The organism is Streptomyces yamdrokensis, assembly GCF_053890455.1.
In genome coordinates this window covers 5,584,061-5,598,166 of sequence record NZ_CM132679.1, presented here as the reverse complement: position 1 = coordinate 5,598,166, position 14,106 = coordinate 5,584,061, and the positions used below count along the sequence as shown (strand labels likewise).

Annotated in this window: 11 protein-coding genes; 5 read left to right on the top strand and 6 right to left on the bottom strand. The window is 73.4% G+C overall.

All coding sequences use genetic code 11. From position 1 onward, the window contains the following. The first annotated feature begins 144 nt into the window (after window positions 1-144). Both ACWZEH_RS24980 and ACWZEH_RS24975 read left to right on the top strand, forming a co-directional pair. Window positions 145-1,983, top strand: coding sequence for an HSP90 family protein (locus ACWZEH_RS24980; protein ID WP_456199809.1), 1,839 nt, complete (start codon window positions 145-147; stop codon window positions 1,981-1,983). Continuing rightward, a complete protein-coding gene (locus ACWZEH_RS24975) occupies window positions 1,980-4,997 on the top strand; it encodes a tetratricopeptide repeat protein (RefSeq protein ID WP_456193340.1) in 3,018 nt (1,005 codons plus the stop codon). The genes ACWZEH_RS24980 and ACWZEH_RS24975 overlap by 4 nt, the downstream gene beginning before the upstream one ends. 494 nt (window positions 4,998-5,491) lie before the next feature. Here the strand turns inward: ACWZEH_RS24975 and ACWZEH_RS24970 are convergent, their stop codons facing one another. After that, on the bottom strand, window positions 5,492-7,201 hold the full coding sequence (locus ACWZEH_RS24970) for a DAK2 domain-containing protein (protein ID WP_456199807.1): 1,710 nt from the start codon (window positions 7,199-7,201) through the stop codon (window positions 5,492-5,494). A gap of 267 nt (window positions 7,202-7,468) precedes the next feature. Here ACWZEH_RS24970 and rpmB point away from each other — a divergent pair, with 267 nt between their 5' ends. Beyond that, a complete protein-coding gene (rpmB, locus tag ACWZEH_RS24965; RefSeq protein ID WP_004924906.1) occupies window positions 7,469-7,654 on the top strand; it encodes a 50S ribosomal protein L28 in 186 nt (61 codons plus the stop codon). A 112-nt stretch (window positions 7,655-7,766) separates the two neighbouring features. On the opposite strand, the gene thiD is transcribed toward rpmB, so the two are convergent. Beyond that, window positions 7,767-8,648: a bifunctional hydroxymethylpyrimidine kinase/phosphomethylpyrimidine kinase gene (gene thiD, locus ACWZEH_RS24960; protein ID WP_456193339.1), complete on the bottom strand. Its 882-nt coding sequence runs from the start codon at window positions 8,646-8,648 to the stop codon at window positions 7,767-7,769. Continuing rightward, complete coding sequence (locus tag ACWZEH_RS24955; protein WP_266074007.1) at window positions 8,645-9,610, bottom strand: thiamine-phosphate kinase; 966 nt, start codon at window positions 9,608-9,610, stop codon at window positions 8,645-8,647. Before ACWZEH_RS24955 ends, thiD begins: the two co-directional genes overlap by 4 nt. Before the next feature lie 218 nt (window positions 9,611-9,828). Between ACWZEH_RS24955 and ACWZEH_RS24950 the strand changes: the two genes are divergently transcribed. Then, window positions 9,829-10,062, top strand: coding sequence for an Lrp/AsnC family transcriptional regulator (locus ACWZEH_RS24950; RefSeq protein ID WP_004983019.1), 234 nt, complete (start codon window positions 9,829-9,831; stop codon window positions 10,060-10,062). Window positions 10,063-10,082: 20 nt separating this feature from the next. Continuing rightward, the gene (locus ACWZEH_RS24945; RefSeq protein ID WP_456193337.1) at window positions 10,083-10,583 is read left to right on the top strand and encodes a DUF3515 domain-containing protein; all 501 of its coding nucleotides are present in this window, start codon (window positions 10,083-10,085) and stop codon (window positions 10,581-10,583) included. 211 nt (window positions 10,584-10,794) lie between these two features. On the opposite strand, the gene ACWZEH_RS24940 is transcribed toward ACWZEH_RS24945, so the two are convergent. From ACWZEH_RS24940 to ACWZEH_RS24930, 3 genes are all read right to left on the bottom strand, one after another. Then, window positions 10,795-11,952 (bottom strand): D-alanine--D-alanine ligase family protein, encoded by a 1,158-nt coding sequence (locus tag ACWZEH_RS24940; RefSeq protein ID WP_456193336.1) that lies wholly within the window; start codon window positions 11,950-11,952, stop codon window positions 10,795-10,797. 127 nt (window positions 11,953-12,079) lie between these two features. Further along, window positions 12,080-13,090 carry an NAD(P)H-dependent glycerol-3-phosphate dehydrogenase gene (locus ACWZEH_RS24935; RefSeq protein ID WP_456193334.1) on the bottom strand — a complete coding sequence of 337 codons (1,011 nt, stop codon included), beginning with the start codon at window positions 13,088-13,090 and terminating at the stop codon, window positions 12,080-12,082. Further along, complete coding sequence (locus ACWZEH_RS24930) at window positions 13,087-13,950, bottom strand: lysophospholipid acyltransferase family protein (protein ID WP_456193333.1); 864 nt, start codon at window positions 13,948-13,950, stop codon at window positions 13,087-13,089. The genes ACWZEH_RS24935 and ACWZEH_RS24930 overlap by 4 nt, the downstream gene beginning before the upstream one ends. Between the last annotated feature and the right edge of the window lie 156 nt (window positions 13,951-14,106).

The following is a 14,106-nucleotide window of genomic DNA, read 5'->3' as shown; positions in this document are numbered from 1 at the left end:
TTCCAACAGATCGGGAATTCCCTGGTCAGCGGAGTCTTCCGGGCTCTAGGATGACGCGCCAACGCCCCGGCCATCCCCGCGGTCACCGCCTCACCGGGACCGCCCGACCCCGCGCCGTCAAGAGCCCCCACCGGCGCCGTGACGATGGACTCCCAGATCTCTCAGCCATCCGGCTCACCTCAGCCGCCCCATACGTTCCAGGTCGACCTCCGCGGCCTGGTGGACCTGCTCTCCCACCACCTCTACTCCAGTCCCAAGGTCTATCTGCGCGAGCTGCTGCAGAACGCGGTGGACGCCATCACCGCCCGCCGCGCCGAGGACCCGGACGCCCCGGCACACGTGCGGCTGTCCGTGGAGGCGGGCGGGCTGCGGGTGGAGGACACCGGCGTCGGCCTCACAGAGGCGGACGTGCACAACCTGCTCGCCACCATCGGGCGCAGCTCCAAGCGCGCCGAGGGACTGCAGGAGGCCCGCTCCGACTTCCTCGGGCAGTTCGGCATCGGGCTGCTCGCCTGCTTCGTGGTGGCCGAGCGGATCCGCGTCGTCAGCCGCAGTGCGCGGATCCCGGAGGCGCCGCCCGTGGAGTGGACCGCGCGCGACGACGGTTCGTACACCGTGCGGACGCTGCCCGACGAGGCGCGGCCCGAGCCGGGCACCACCGTGCACCTGGTGGCGCGGACCGGGTCCGCCGAGTGGCTGGCCGAGGAGCGGGTGCTCTCGCTGGCCCGGGACTTCGGCTCGCTGCTGCCGTACGACGTACGGGTGGGCGAGGAGGCGGTCACCGAGCTGCCCGCGCCCTGGGACCGCGCGTACCCGGGCCCCGCCGCCCGCAGGGTGGCGCTGGCCCGGCACTGTCACGACCTGTTCGGATTCACCCCGCTGGACTCCGTCGACCTGGACGTGCCGCTGGCCGGGGTGCGCGGAGTGGCGTACGTGCTGCCGTCGGCGGTCAGCCCGGCCCGGCGCGCGGGGCACCGCGTGCACCTGAAGGGCATGCTGCTGACCGAGCGGGCCGAACAGCTGCTGCCCGACTGGGCGTTCTTCGTGCGCTGCGTCCTGGACACGGACAGCCTGCGGCCCACGGCCTCGCGCGAGTCGCTGTACGAGGACGAGACGCTCGCCGGGGTCCGCGAGGCGCTGGGCGAACGGATCCGCGGCTGGCTGACCGGGCTGGCCGCCGGTGACCCGGAGCGCCTTGCGGCGTTCCTGTCGGTGCACCACCTGGGTGTGAAGGCGCTCGCACGGCACGACCGGGAGATGCTGCGCACGATGCTGCCCTGGCTGCCGTTCGAGACGACGGACGGGCGGCTGTCCCTGGAGGAGTTCGCGCAGCGGCACCCGGTGGTGCACTTCACCCGCACGGTCGAGGAGTACCGGCAGGTCGCGCCGATCGCGTCCGCGCAGGGCATCGGCGTGGTCAACGGCGGTTACACGTACGACAGCGAGCTGGTCGAGGCGCTGCCGGCGGTGCGGCCGGGCACCGTGGTCGCCGAGCTGGACGCGGACACGGTCACCGCCCACCTGGACGCGGTGGACCCGGCCGGGGAACTGGCCCTGTCGGGCTTCCTGGCCGCCGCGCGGGCCAGGCTGGATCCACTGGGCTGCGACGTGGTCCTGCGCGCGTTCCACCCGCTGTCGGTGCCCGCGCTGCACCTGGACGACCGGGAGTCCCGGCACGAACAGGCGCGTGCCGAGGCGGAGTCGGGGGCCGACGACCTGTGGGCGGGCATTCTCGGCTCGCTGCGAGGCAGCGCCCCGCGGGCGCGTCTGGTGCTCAACCATCTCAACCCGCTGGTGCGGCGCATCGGTTCGCTGGGCGATACCGAACTCATCGGCACCGCCGTCGAGTCCCTGTACGGGCAGGCGCTGCTCATGGCGCAGCGGCAGCTGCGGCCGGCCGACTCCGCGCTGCTCAACCGCGCGTTCCTCGGCCTGCTGGAGTGGGCCACCCACGACGACTCCACGGGGGGCTCCGGCCGATGAGCTCGATCACCGATTTCGATTCCCTGCGCCGTGCGATGGGCGAGAACTCCGAGCAGCCGGAGGGACCGGCCCGCAACGCGCGTGCGGAGCACCTGCTGCTCGAGGCCGAGAAGCTGGACATCCCGCTCGCCGTGATCGAGGCGCTCGGGCACCAGCTGAAGGTCTACAACTACAGCTCGGAGAAGGGGAAGATGTTCGTCCCCTTCGCGCGGCTGCTGCGCATGTGGGACGAACGCCCCGAGGACTTCGACGCGTACGAGACGCATTCGCTGCACTGGGTCTTCAAGTGGATGTCGGCCGGCATGCTCGACCAGCCGCACATCCCGCTCACCGCGATCGAGAAGTGGCTCGGCGAGATGGAGCACCGCTACCGACTGGCCGGCCATTCCGAACGAGCGGTGCGCAGCGCCGAGTTCAGCGTGGCCGCACACGTGGGGGACATGCCGCGGGCCGAGCGGGCGTACGCCGCGTGGCTGGCCGCCGACCGGGACACCATGGCCGACTGTCATGCGTGCGAGCTGCACGGGCAGGGCTGGTGGCAGGCGCACAACGGGCGGGACGCGGAGGCTCTCGGGCTGTGGCGGCCGGTCCTGGAGGGCGAGTTCACCTGCGCCCACGAACCGCACACGGTCCTGGCGTCCTCCCTGCTGTCGCTGCTGCGGCTGGGCCGCGTGGACGAGGCGCGCGCCCACCATCTGCGCGGTTTCCGGCTGGTCCGGCCCATGGAGAGCATGCGCGGCGCGTACGCGGACCATGTGGAGTTCTGTGCGCTGAGCGGCAACGAGGCGCGCGCCCTCGAACTGCTCGCGGAGCGGCCCGCCTACTTCACCGACGAGGGGCATCCGCGCAGCAAGCTGGAGTTCCTGAGCGTGGTGACGCTGCTCATGGACCGGCTGACGGAGCTCGGCCTGGGCGGCAGCCAGGTCGCCGGGCCGGCCGGGCGGACCTGGACCGCCGCGGAACTGGCCCCGCACGCGCGGGCCCGGGCGCTGGCTCTGGCGGCCCGTTTCGACGAGCGCAACGGCACGGAGTACGTCAGCGAGCGGGCCCGCGCGCGGATGGCGCGCCGCCCGCTGGTGGACCGGCTGCCGCTCGGCGTACGGCCGGGCACGTCCCCGGTACGGCCGTACGAGCGCCCGGTACGGCCGGTGACGCCGGGCGCCGAGACGTCGGCGGCAGCCGGCACGGAGTCCTTTGGCGACTCCGCACTGCCCGCCCTGTCCGCGCTGCTTGTCGAGGCGCGGCGGATGTCGGACACCCTGCGGCCGCACGCCGTGGAGGCGTGGGCGGCGGTGGCGCGCGCCGCGCAGGAGGCCGAGGCGGCGGGGAACGACGTCACCCTGGAGCCCCGTGACCGTGCGGAGATCGCCGACCACGAGGCGATGGCCCTCGGCCCCGGGGCCACCGGTCTCTTCGAGCGGGCCGCCGAGCTGTACGCGCAGGCGGGCGACCCCGGGGAGGCCCTGGCGGCACGCGCGCGTGCGGCGTACGTCCATGCGCTGGCGGGTCGGGTGGACGAGGCGCTGGCGGCGGTGGCCGGACCGCACGAGGAGATCCTCGCGTTGTACGCCGCCGGCGGTACGGGCCTGCGGCAGACGGCGTCGGTACTGATGGCGCGGGCGCGGATCCTGACCCGGCGGGTGCACGCCGCCGGTGAGGACCGTGAGGACGCCGTCCTGGAGGAGGCCGTGACCGCCGTACGCGCGGTGTCGGCGTTCGTGGAGGGGCACACCGGCGAGGACGTACGGCTCGCCGCGCGGGCCGCCGAGGCGCAGGCGTTGCTCGGCGAGCTGGCGGGGCGCTCCGGGGACGTGGAGAGTGCCGCGGAGCTGTCCGGGCGGGCCGCCGAGGCGTTCGTCGCGGCGGGGCTGCCGTGGTTCGCGGTGGAGTACGAGGCCCGGCTGGCGCAGCTCGCCCACCATCTCGGTGACGTCGACGGCGCCGAACGGGCGCTGCGGGCGGCTCTGGAGCACGGCGGGCCGTATCTGGAGCCGGCCGGGCGGGCGCAGCTGTATCTGCAGCTCGCCGAGGTGACCGGCGGGCTGGGGCGGGTGGCTCAGGCCGCGGACCACGCCCTGGAGGCGGCGCACTGGGCCGACGAGGCGGGCGAGGGGGCGACGCTGGGCGCCTGGGCGCGGCATCAGCTCGGCGGTTTCCTGCTGCGGCTCGGACGGTGGGCCGAGGCGGCCGAGGTGCTGGAGTCCGTCCTGCCCGACGTGACGGCCGATACGCACGGGGACGGGGCGGTCGTCCAGACGCTGTGGTGGCTCGGGGACTGCCTCGGTGAGCTGGGCGAGCACCGGTCCGCCGCCGAGCGGCGGTTGCAGGCCGCCGAGATCGCCCGGCACTGGCCGGAGCAGCAGGACCACGCGACGCTGGCCCATCTGGCCGCGGCCAGCCTGGAGCGGGCGGGCCTGTCCGAGGAGGCGGAGCGGGCCTTCGACCGTGCGGGCGAGCTGTGGCGCGCGGTCGGCGACGTCCCCGGCCTGGTGCGCTCGTTGCGCGCCCGCGCGTGGCTCCTGCTGGGTGCGGAGGCCGGCCCCGACGGGGCACGCGCGCTGATGGCGGAGGCGGTCGAGGAGTGCGGGGCTGCGGTGGCCGCGGCCCCGGACGACGAGACCCGCGTGCAGCTCACCGCCGAGCTCGGCCACACCCACCGGCAGTTCGCGGACCTGCTGGTGCGGACGGCGGGCGGCGGGACCGCTGACGACGACGGGAAGGCCCTGCTCGAGGAGGCGGTGGCCGCGCTGGACCGGGCGATCGCCGCGTTCGCCCCGCTGGGCCCGGACACCCTTGAGGACCGTTCCCGGGCCGAACTGGCCGCGGCCCGGCTGGAGGCCGACCTGGGCCGTCCCGCCGCCGCGACGGCACGCGCGCGTGCCGTCCTGACCGCCCACGGGAACGCCCCCGAGGAGGACGAGGCGGCCCGGACCCTGCGCGCCCAGGCGGAACACCTGGTGAACACCGTCACGGGGAAAGAGGCGGCGGAGGAGCGGGGCACGGCGGAGAGCTGAGCCCACCGCACAACGACCGCGCGGGCCCGACCGCCCCTGAAACCCCTCCGCACGCGGCCGGGCCCACCGCCGGCCCGGGGCGGGGCGGGGCGGTCCGGTGCGGGACGGGGCAGCGACGGCGACGCCCGACTGTCTCCCGCCACGTCGTCCGGCCGGTCGGGCCGGCGGAACACCCCGACCGCGGCCCGGTCGCACCGTCCCCGGCGTCCCGTCCCGGTGTCGCGGAGCCGCGCGGCGACGTCCGCCGGGCGCTCCCCCGGCGGACGTGCCCGCCGGACCCGGACCGGAGGCGACGGGTCGTGGCCGGGTGCACCACGGCGGATCCGGTGACCGGGACGTCCGGGAACCGGACTGAACAGGACTGCCGTGGCAGCGGTCTCCCGCGCGTACCCGGCCCGGCAACCGCAGGCGTCTGCCGCGGGCGTCTGCCGCCGGCGGCCGGGGCGCGGAGCCGGCGAGGACACGGCTCCGGCCGCCCGCTGAGGGACCCGTCCTCACTCCACCCCGATGAGAAGCAGGGCACCCTGTCTGCCGCCCTGGTAGAGGACCGTGTCGACGGCCAGGTAACCCTCGCGGACGTGGGTCTCCAGGTGGGTGGCGACGGTGTACGGGGTCTCGTCGCCGAGGACCAGGGTGACCATCTCGCCGCCGGCGGCGAGCATGCGGTCCAGGACGGCGGCGGCGGTGGCGGTGACGTCGTCGCCGATCACGGCCACGTCGCCGTCGACGAGGCCGAGGACGTCACCGGCCTGGCAGATGCCCGCCATGGTCCAGGACTGCCGTTCGGCGACGGTGATCTCGGCGTACCGGGTCGCGCCCGCCGCCGAGGTCATCGCCACCACGTCCTCGTCGAAGCGGCGCTCCGGCTCGTGCACCGCGAGCGCCGCGATGCCCTGGACCGCGGAACGGGTGGGGATGAGGGCCACCCTGAGCCCGTCGGCGCGGGCCTGTTCGGCCGCCGCGGCGGCGGTGTGGCGCAGCTCGGCGTCGTTGGGCAGCAGCACCACCTCGTGCGCGTGGGCCCGACGCACGGCGTCGACCAGCTCGCCGCTCGCGGGCGGCTCCCCGGGGCGGGCCAGCACCGTGGTCGCCCCGGCCTCGGTGTACAGGCCGGCCAGCCCTTCGCCGGGCACCACGGCCACCACGGCCCGCGCGACGCGCTCCACGGGCGGACGGCCGGCACCGGGGGCGTGGGCGTCACCGGCGCCGAAGTGCGTGATCCGGATACGGTGCGGGCGCCCTGCCTCCACCCCCGCCTCCACGGCGGCTCCGGCGTCGTCGACGTGGACGTGGACGTTCCACAGTCCGTCGCCGCCGACCACGACGAGTGAGTCCCCGAGGCCGTCGAGCCGCTGCCGCAACCGCTCCACGGCCGCGTCCTCGGCCTCCAGGAGGTAGATCACCTCGAAGGCGGGCCCGGTGGCCGTCACCTCCGCCGCTCCCCCGCCGTCGGCGCACCCGGCAGGAGACGTGGTTCCGGCGTTCTCGTCGTGCCCCGCCCGCGCGTGCGTTCCGGTCCCGCTCCCGTACGTCCCGGGCCCGGTCCCTCTCGGCGTCTCTCCCGTGAACGTCTCCACCAGGGCCGCCAGCACCGCCACCAGCCCCCTGCCTCCCGCGTCCACCACACCAGCGCGCCGGAGCACCGCCAGCTGGCCCGGGGTCGCGGCGAGGGCCGTGCGGGCGCCGTCGTAGGCCGCCCGCGCCACCTGCCCGCAGTCGCCCTCCGCACCGCCGGCCGCGTCCGCGGCGGCCGTGGCGACGGTGAGCACGGTGCCTTCGACGGGACGGGCCACGGCCCGGCGCGCGGAGTCGGCCGCGGTCCGCAGGGCGCGCCCCAGCCCCTGGCCGTCGGCGTGGGCCGCCTCCCCGGCCAGCACCTGTGCCATTCCGCGCAGCAGCTGCGCCAGGATCGTCCCGGAGTTGCCGCGGGCGCCGATCAGTGCCCCGTGCGCCATCGCGCGGGCCGCGTCCGCCAGCGTGGGTCCCTCGGGCCCGTCCGCCTCGTACCCCGCGAACACCGCCTCGACGGCCGTGGCCGCGGACTCGACCGTCAGATAGAGATTCGTCCCGGTGTCGCCGTCCGCCACGGGGTAGACGTTGATCGCGTCGATCTCCTCACGCGCGCGCCCCAGGGCGTCGAGCGCGAGTCCGCACCAGGCACGCACCGCGAGAGCATCGAAGAATGTCTGCGGCACCTGCGCCACCTGCGCCTCCTTGAGCTGCTGGACGTGGCACGCAGCGTAGACCTCGGGGGGCGGGTCGGCGGAAGCGGGCCGGGCGGGCCCCTGAGCTGCCATGCCGGTTTCGTTCTCCTGGTTCACCCGTTGTATGCTGCTCCGGTTGCCCGATCCGAATCGGGCCTCTCCCTGGCAGAGCCACTCAGATTCCCAAGAGCTCCTCGAGTTCCGACGTTCCTGATCCCGGCATGCCGGGATCAACCGTAAGTGCATCTGAAGTCTTTGGAGTGACCCGTGGCTGCCAACTGCGACGTCTGTGGCAAGGGGCCGGGCTTCGGCAACAACATCTCGCACTCGCACCGCCGTACGCCCCGTCGCTGGAACCCGAACATCCAGCGTGTGCGTACCGTGGTGGGCGGGACGCCGAAGCGCGTGAACGCTTGCACCTCGTGCATCAAGGCCGGCAAGGTCTCGCGCTGACGCTCTCGCTGAGCGCGCGGCCACAGCTGGTTCACCGCACTGAGCCGGTCCACCCTGGGTGGACCGGCTTCTTGCCATGCCCGTGCCGGCTTTCCCGGCCCTGAGTCGGGCCTCAGCACCCGTCGGGCGCAGGGCCGGTCCCGGATCCGACGCCGGCCCTGCGCCCGAGCGCCCATCCGTGGTCCACCGGCCCGATCCCGGCGCCCAGCCCGAACCCGGCCGCGATCGCCCCCGTGACGTACTCCTTGGCGGCCGTCACCGCCTCCGGCACCGACTGTCCCTTGGCCAGCTGCGCGGCGATCGCCGAGGCGAGGGTGCAGCCCGTGCCGTGGGTGTGCCGGTTGTCGTACCTCGGGGCGCGCAGCCAGTGCTCCTGTGAACCGTCCGTGAGGAGGTCGACGGCGTCGCCCGGGTCCCCGGCGAGATGGCCGCCCTTGATCACGACCCACCGCGGCCCGAACGCCAGCACCGCTTCCGCGGCCCGGCGGAAGTCCCGTTCCGACTGCGCCCGGACACCGGTGAGCTGGGTCACTTCGTCCAGGTTCGGCGTGGCCACGGTCGCGACCGGCAGCAGCTTCGTGCGCACGGAGTCGAGCGCGGAGGACGCCAGCAGCGCGTCCCCGTGCTTGGAGACCCCCACGGGGTCGACGACCACCGGCACCCGGCTCCCGGCGAGCAGGCCGGCCACCGCCTCGACGAGTTCGGCGGAGGCGAGCATGCCGGTCTTGACGGCCTGGACCCCGATGTCGTCGACGACACTGCGGTACTGGGCCCGTACCGCCTCCACCGGCAGCGGCCAGGCACCCTGCACGCCGAGGGAGTTCTGCGCGGTGACCGCGGTGATCACGCTCATGCCGTGGGTGCCCAGCGCGAGCATCGTCTTCAGGTCGGCCTGGATCCCCGCTCCCCCGCCGGAGTCCGAGCCGGCGACCGTCAGCACCCGCGGCGGCGCGGCCCCGGCGCCTCGGACCCCCTCCACGTTCCCCGCGCTCATGACTCGATGTCCGCGAAGTGGTCCCAGCCGCCCTGAGCGGTCCAGGGTGCCCCGTCGACCGTCACCTGGGGCAGCGCCGAGGGGTTGAGGACCTCGCCTATCACCTTCCAGCGGGCGGGCAGTTTCACGTCCGGCGGGAAGGTGGCCACGATCGCGTGGTCCTCGCCCCCGGTCAGCACCCACTGCATGGGGTCGACGCCGACGGCCTGCCCGATGTCGTTCATCTGGGAGGGGATGTCGACCGCCCCGGAGCGGATGTCGATGCGGACCTTGCTGGCCTCGGCGATGTGCCCGAGGTCGGCGATCAGTCCGTCGCTCACGTCGCACATCGCGGTCGCGCCCAGCCCGGCCGCCGCGGGGCCCGCGTGGTAGGGCGGTTCGGGCCGGCGGTGCGCCTCGACGAAGGCGCGCGGCGAGCGGAAACCGCGCGAGAGCACCGCGAACCCGGCCGCGGACCAGCCGAGCCAGCCGGTCACCGCGACGAGGTCGCCGGGCTGCGCGCCGCCCCGGGTCACCGGCTCCTGGTTGCGCAGGTCACCGAGCGCGGTGATCGCGACCATGATCGTGTCGCCGCGCACCACGTCTCCGCCGACCACCGCGGCGCCCGCCACCTGGCACTCGTCGCGCAGGCCGTCCATCAGCTCGGAGGGCCAGGTCACCGGCAGTTCGGCCGGGACGACCAGCGCGAGCAGCAGCGCGGTCGGCACGGCGCCCATGGCGGCGATGTCCGCGAGGTTCTGCGCGGCGGCCTTGCGGCCGACGTCGTAGGCGGTGGACCAGTCGCGGCGGAAGTGCCTGCCCTCGAGCAGGACGTCACTGCTGGCCACGACCCTGCGGTCGGGTGCGGCGACCACGGCGGCGTCGTCGCCCGGGCCGATCCGGACCGCCGGGGTGGTGGTGAGGCGGGAGGTGAGCTCCCTGATGAGCCCGAACTCCCCGAGCTCACCAACCGTGCCCTTCATGTCCCCAGCTCCCCTTCTGTCCCGGTCCGTTCCCGGTTCTGTTCCCGGTCGCGAGTCGTGTCTGCCCTCGCTACGGTCGAAGTGACCGTCGCCTTGTGTCCAGTCCGTACCCCGGCGCGCCGGACCCGGTTGTCGCAGGTCTCCCCGCGACGAGCGGTGACGCGATACCGTGGCGTTCCTTTTCCCCACATGATCCTCGTGGCCGCCCTGGAGGTTCCGTGGTACAGGCGTACATCCTGATCCAGACGGAGGTCGGCAAGGCGTCGACCGTCGCCGACCTGATCGGCAAGATCCCTGGAGTCGTCCAGGCCGAGGACGTGACCGGACCCTATGACGTCATCGTGCGCGCCCAAGCCGACACCGTCGACGACCTGGGTCGCATGGTGGTCGCGAAGGTGCAGCAGGTGGACGGCATCACCCGTACCCTGACCTGCCCGGTCGTCCATCTGTAGCCCCCGTCTACCCTGTGGCGGTGAGCTCCTTCCGTCACCGCCACGCCGTCCTTCCCGCTCTCGCCCTGCTGATCACCGCCGCGGGTTGCTCCTCAGCAGACGACAGCGCGTCGGCGGCGGTTCCCGGCCCGGACGCGAAGGTCACCAAGCTGTGCCAGAACCTGGACGAGGTCCTGCCGGCGAAGGTGGACGGCGAGAATCGCGACGATCCCGAACCCGCGTCCGCGCTGACCGCGGGCTGGGGCGGCGAGGCGATCATACTGCGGTGCGGTGTCGGTCAACCGCCGAAGATGGCGGATCCCAAAGTGGCGGGCGGCAACGACCCGGAGGCGATGGCGGGCGGCGTCGACGGCGTCAACTGGCTCATGGAGCAGCAGGACGACGGGACACACCGCTTCACGACCGCGAGCCGTGAGGCCTATGTCGAGGTCAGGGTGACCGACGGACGCGACAGCACGGGCGTACTGATCGATCTCGCCCCCGCCCTCAAGGAGGCGATCCCCGAAGGGATCGCCTCCTAGTGCCGCGGCAGGCAACGTCTGCCCGTCAAGGAGCGGCGTCCGGTGCGTGCTCCCGGCGTGCCGGGCGCACACCCTCGTACTGGACGTACTTGGGCTTGTGTCCGGTGCGGCGAGAGTGCGTGCCGGGCGTCGCGACGGGGCGGACGTTGCCTGTTGCGGCACTGGCACCCGGTCTCCCGGCCCCGGCCGCACGGCCTTTTGGCCGTGCGCCTCAGCGCAGTCCGGTCCGCCGGCGCAGCGCCGCCTGCACCAGCCGGTCCACCAGCTCGGGGTACTCGATGCCGGTGGCCTCCCACATCTTCGGGTACATCGAGATGGGCGTGAAGCCGGGCATCGTGTTGATCTCGTTGATGACGAACCTGCCGTCCTCGGTGAGGAAGAAGTCCGCGCGCACCAGCCCTTCGCAGCCCGCCGCCTCGAACGCCTCCACCGCCAGCCGGCGTACCTCGGCGGTCTCCTCGCCGGTCAGCGGTGCGGGCACCACGCCGGGCGTGGAGTCGATGTACTTGGCCTCGAAGTCGTAGTAGGCGTGTGCGTCGGGCGGGGGGATCTCGGCGGGCACCGAGGCACGCGGGCCGTCCTCGAACTCCAGCACCCCGCATTCGATCTCGCGGCCGCGCAGGGTGGCCTCCACCAGGATCTTCGGGTCGTGCCGCTGGGCCTCGGTGATCGCCTCGTCCAGACCGGCGAGGCCGTCGACCTTGGTGATGCCGATCGAGGAGCCCGCCCGCGCGGGCTTCACGAACAGCGGCCAGCCGTGTTCACCGGCGAAGTCGACGATCCTCCTGCGGGCGGCGGACTCGTCGTTCTCCCACTCGCGGGGCCGGATCACCACGTACGGGCCGACCTCGAGCCCGAAGGAGGTGAACACCCGCTTCATGTACTCCTTGTCCTGCCCGACGGCGGAGGCCAGCACCCCGGAGCCCACGTAGGGGACGCCGGAGAGCTCCAGGAGTCCCTGCAGGGTGCCGTCCTCACCGTAGGGGCCGTGCAGCACGGGGAAGACGACGTCGACCTCACCGAGCGCCTTCGGTACCGAGCCGGGCTCGCTGTAGACGACTTCCCGGTTCGAGGGGTCGAGGGGGAGCACCACCGCGCCCTCGGCCGCGTCGGTGAGCTGGTCCACGCTGGGCTGGCGCCGGTCGACGATGGCCATGCGGTCCGGCTCGTCGGCGGTGAGTGCCCAGCGGCCGTCCCGGGTGATACCGATCGGCAGGACGTCGTACTTCGTCCGGTCGATGGCCTTGAGGACGGCGCCGGCGGTGACCACGGAGATCCCGTGTTCGGAGCTGCGCCCGCCGAACACAACGGCCACACGCGGCTTGCGAGGCGGCTGCTCGGGGCTCTGGGGGAGGTTCTGGGTGCTCATATGGCGATGAGAGTACCCGGTGGCCGTATCCCTGATACAGCGCCCACGGTGCGGCAGACGGAGGGCTGTCGCGCAAGGCGGTGCCGAGGGCGCTCCCCCGTTGCTCCCCCGGTTGCTCCGTCGTCGCTCAGTGTCGTTCCGGCTTGGCGCTGCGCGACATCAGCTCCTTGAGGGCGACCACCGGGGGCTTGCCCTCGTGCACGATGCCGACGACCGTCTCGGTGAGCGGCATGTCGACGCCGTGCCGGCGGGCGAGATCCAGCACCGACTCGCAGGACTTGACGCCCTCGGCGGTCTGTCTGGTGACCGCGACGGTCTCCTGAAGGGTCATGCCCTTGCCGAGGTTGGTGCCGAAGGTGTGGTTGCGCGACAGGGGTGAGGAGCAGGTGGCCACCAGGTCGCCGAGGCCCGCGAGTCCGGCGAAGGTCAGCGGGTCCGCGCCGAGTGCGACCCCGAGCCGGGTGGTCTCGGCGAGCCCGCGGGTGATGAGCGAGCCCTTGGCGTTGTCACCGAGCCCCATGCCGTCCGCGATGCCGACGGCCAGCCCGATCACGTTCTTCACGGCGCCGCCCAGTTCGCAGCCGACGACGTCGGTGTTGGTGTACGGGCGGAAGTACGGCGTGTGGCAGGCGGCCTGGAGCCGCTGGGCGACGGTCGCGTCGGTGCAGGCGACGACGGCGGCGGCCGGCATCCGGGCGGCGATCTCCCGGGCGAGGTTGGGGCCGGTGACCACCGCGATCCGGTCGGCGCCGACCCCGGCGACGTCCTCGATCACCTCACTCATCCGCATGGCGGAGCCGAGTTCGACGCCTTTCATCAACGACACCAGGACCGTGTCCGGGGCGAGCAGCGGCTTCCATCCGGCGAGGTTGTCGCGCAGCGTCTGGGAGGGGATCGCGAGGACGGTGAAGTCGGCGTCGCGCGCGGCCTCGGCGGCGTCCGTGGTGGCCCGCAGGTTCGCCGGGAGTTCGACTCCGGGCAGGTAGTCGGGGTTGGTGCGGGTGGAGTTGACCGCGTCGACGAGTCCGGGGCGCCGCGCCCACAGCACCACGTCGCATCCGGCGTCGGCGAGCACCATGCCGAAGGCCGTCCCCCACGATCCGGTGCCGAAGACGGCCGCCTTGACCGGCTTGCTCACGTGTTCAGCCCCTCTTCCCACGCGGCGGCACGTTCCCCGGGCCACCGCTGTTCGTTCTGCCGTTCCTGGTGCCGGTGTTCCGCCGGTCCGTGCCCGGACGGACCGGCGTGGCCCGTGCGCCGGGTCTGGGCCCGGGTCCTGCGGCGCTGCTCGACGCGTTCACGCTGCGGATCGTAGGGCTCCTCGGGGGCCTTCTCGCCGCGGATCTCCTCCAGCTGGCGGGTCACCGCGGCCATGATGGCCTCGGTCGCCTCCTTGAGCAGCTCGGGGGTCATCTCCCGGCCGTAGAAACGGTCCAGGTCGACCGGCGGGCCGGCCAGCACGCGGTGCGTCTTGCGCGGGAAGAGGTGGGGCCTGGAGCCGTACGGCGGCAGTATCTCGTTGGCGCCCCACTGCGCGACCGGGACGACGGGGCACCTGGTCTGCAGGGCGACCCGCGCGGCACCGGTCTTGCCGGTCATGGGCCAGCCGTCCGGGTCGCGGGTGAGGGTGCCCTCGGGATAGAAGGCGACGCACTCTCCGCGCTCCACGGCGTCGATCGCGGCCCGGAAGGCGCTGAGCGCGTCCGTGCTCTCGCGATAGACGGGGATCTGCCCGGTGCCGCGCATCATGGCACCGACGAATCCCTTGCTGAAAAGACCGCTCTTCGCCAGGAATCGCGGGACACGACCGGTGTTGTACTGAAAGTGCCCATAGGCGACGGGGTCTATGTGCGAATTGTGATTTACCGCAGTGATAAATCCACCTTGGGCCGGAATGTTCTCCATTCCGCGCCAGTCCCGCTTGAGCAGAACCACCAACGGAGGTTTGCAGATCACCGCGGCGAAGCGGTACGCGAAGCCGATTCTGCGGCGCGGCACAGGAACACCTTTCCTCTAAGTCCTGGGCCCGAGGGCCGGGCGGGCCGCACAAGTGTCGCCCCGGGCCGCCGGTCTGTCGAGAACACCGTACGCCCCGGCACCCCTGCCTCCGGGTGCCGCGGGGGACAATGACGACGACAAGAGAGGGATGTAACA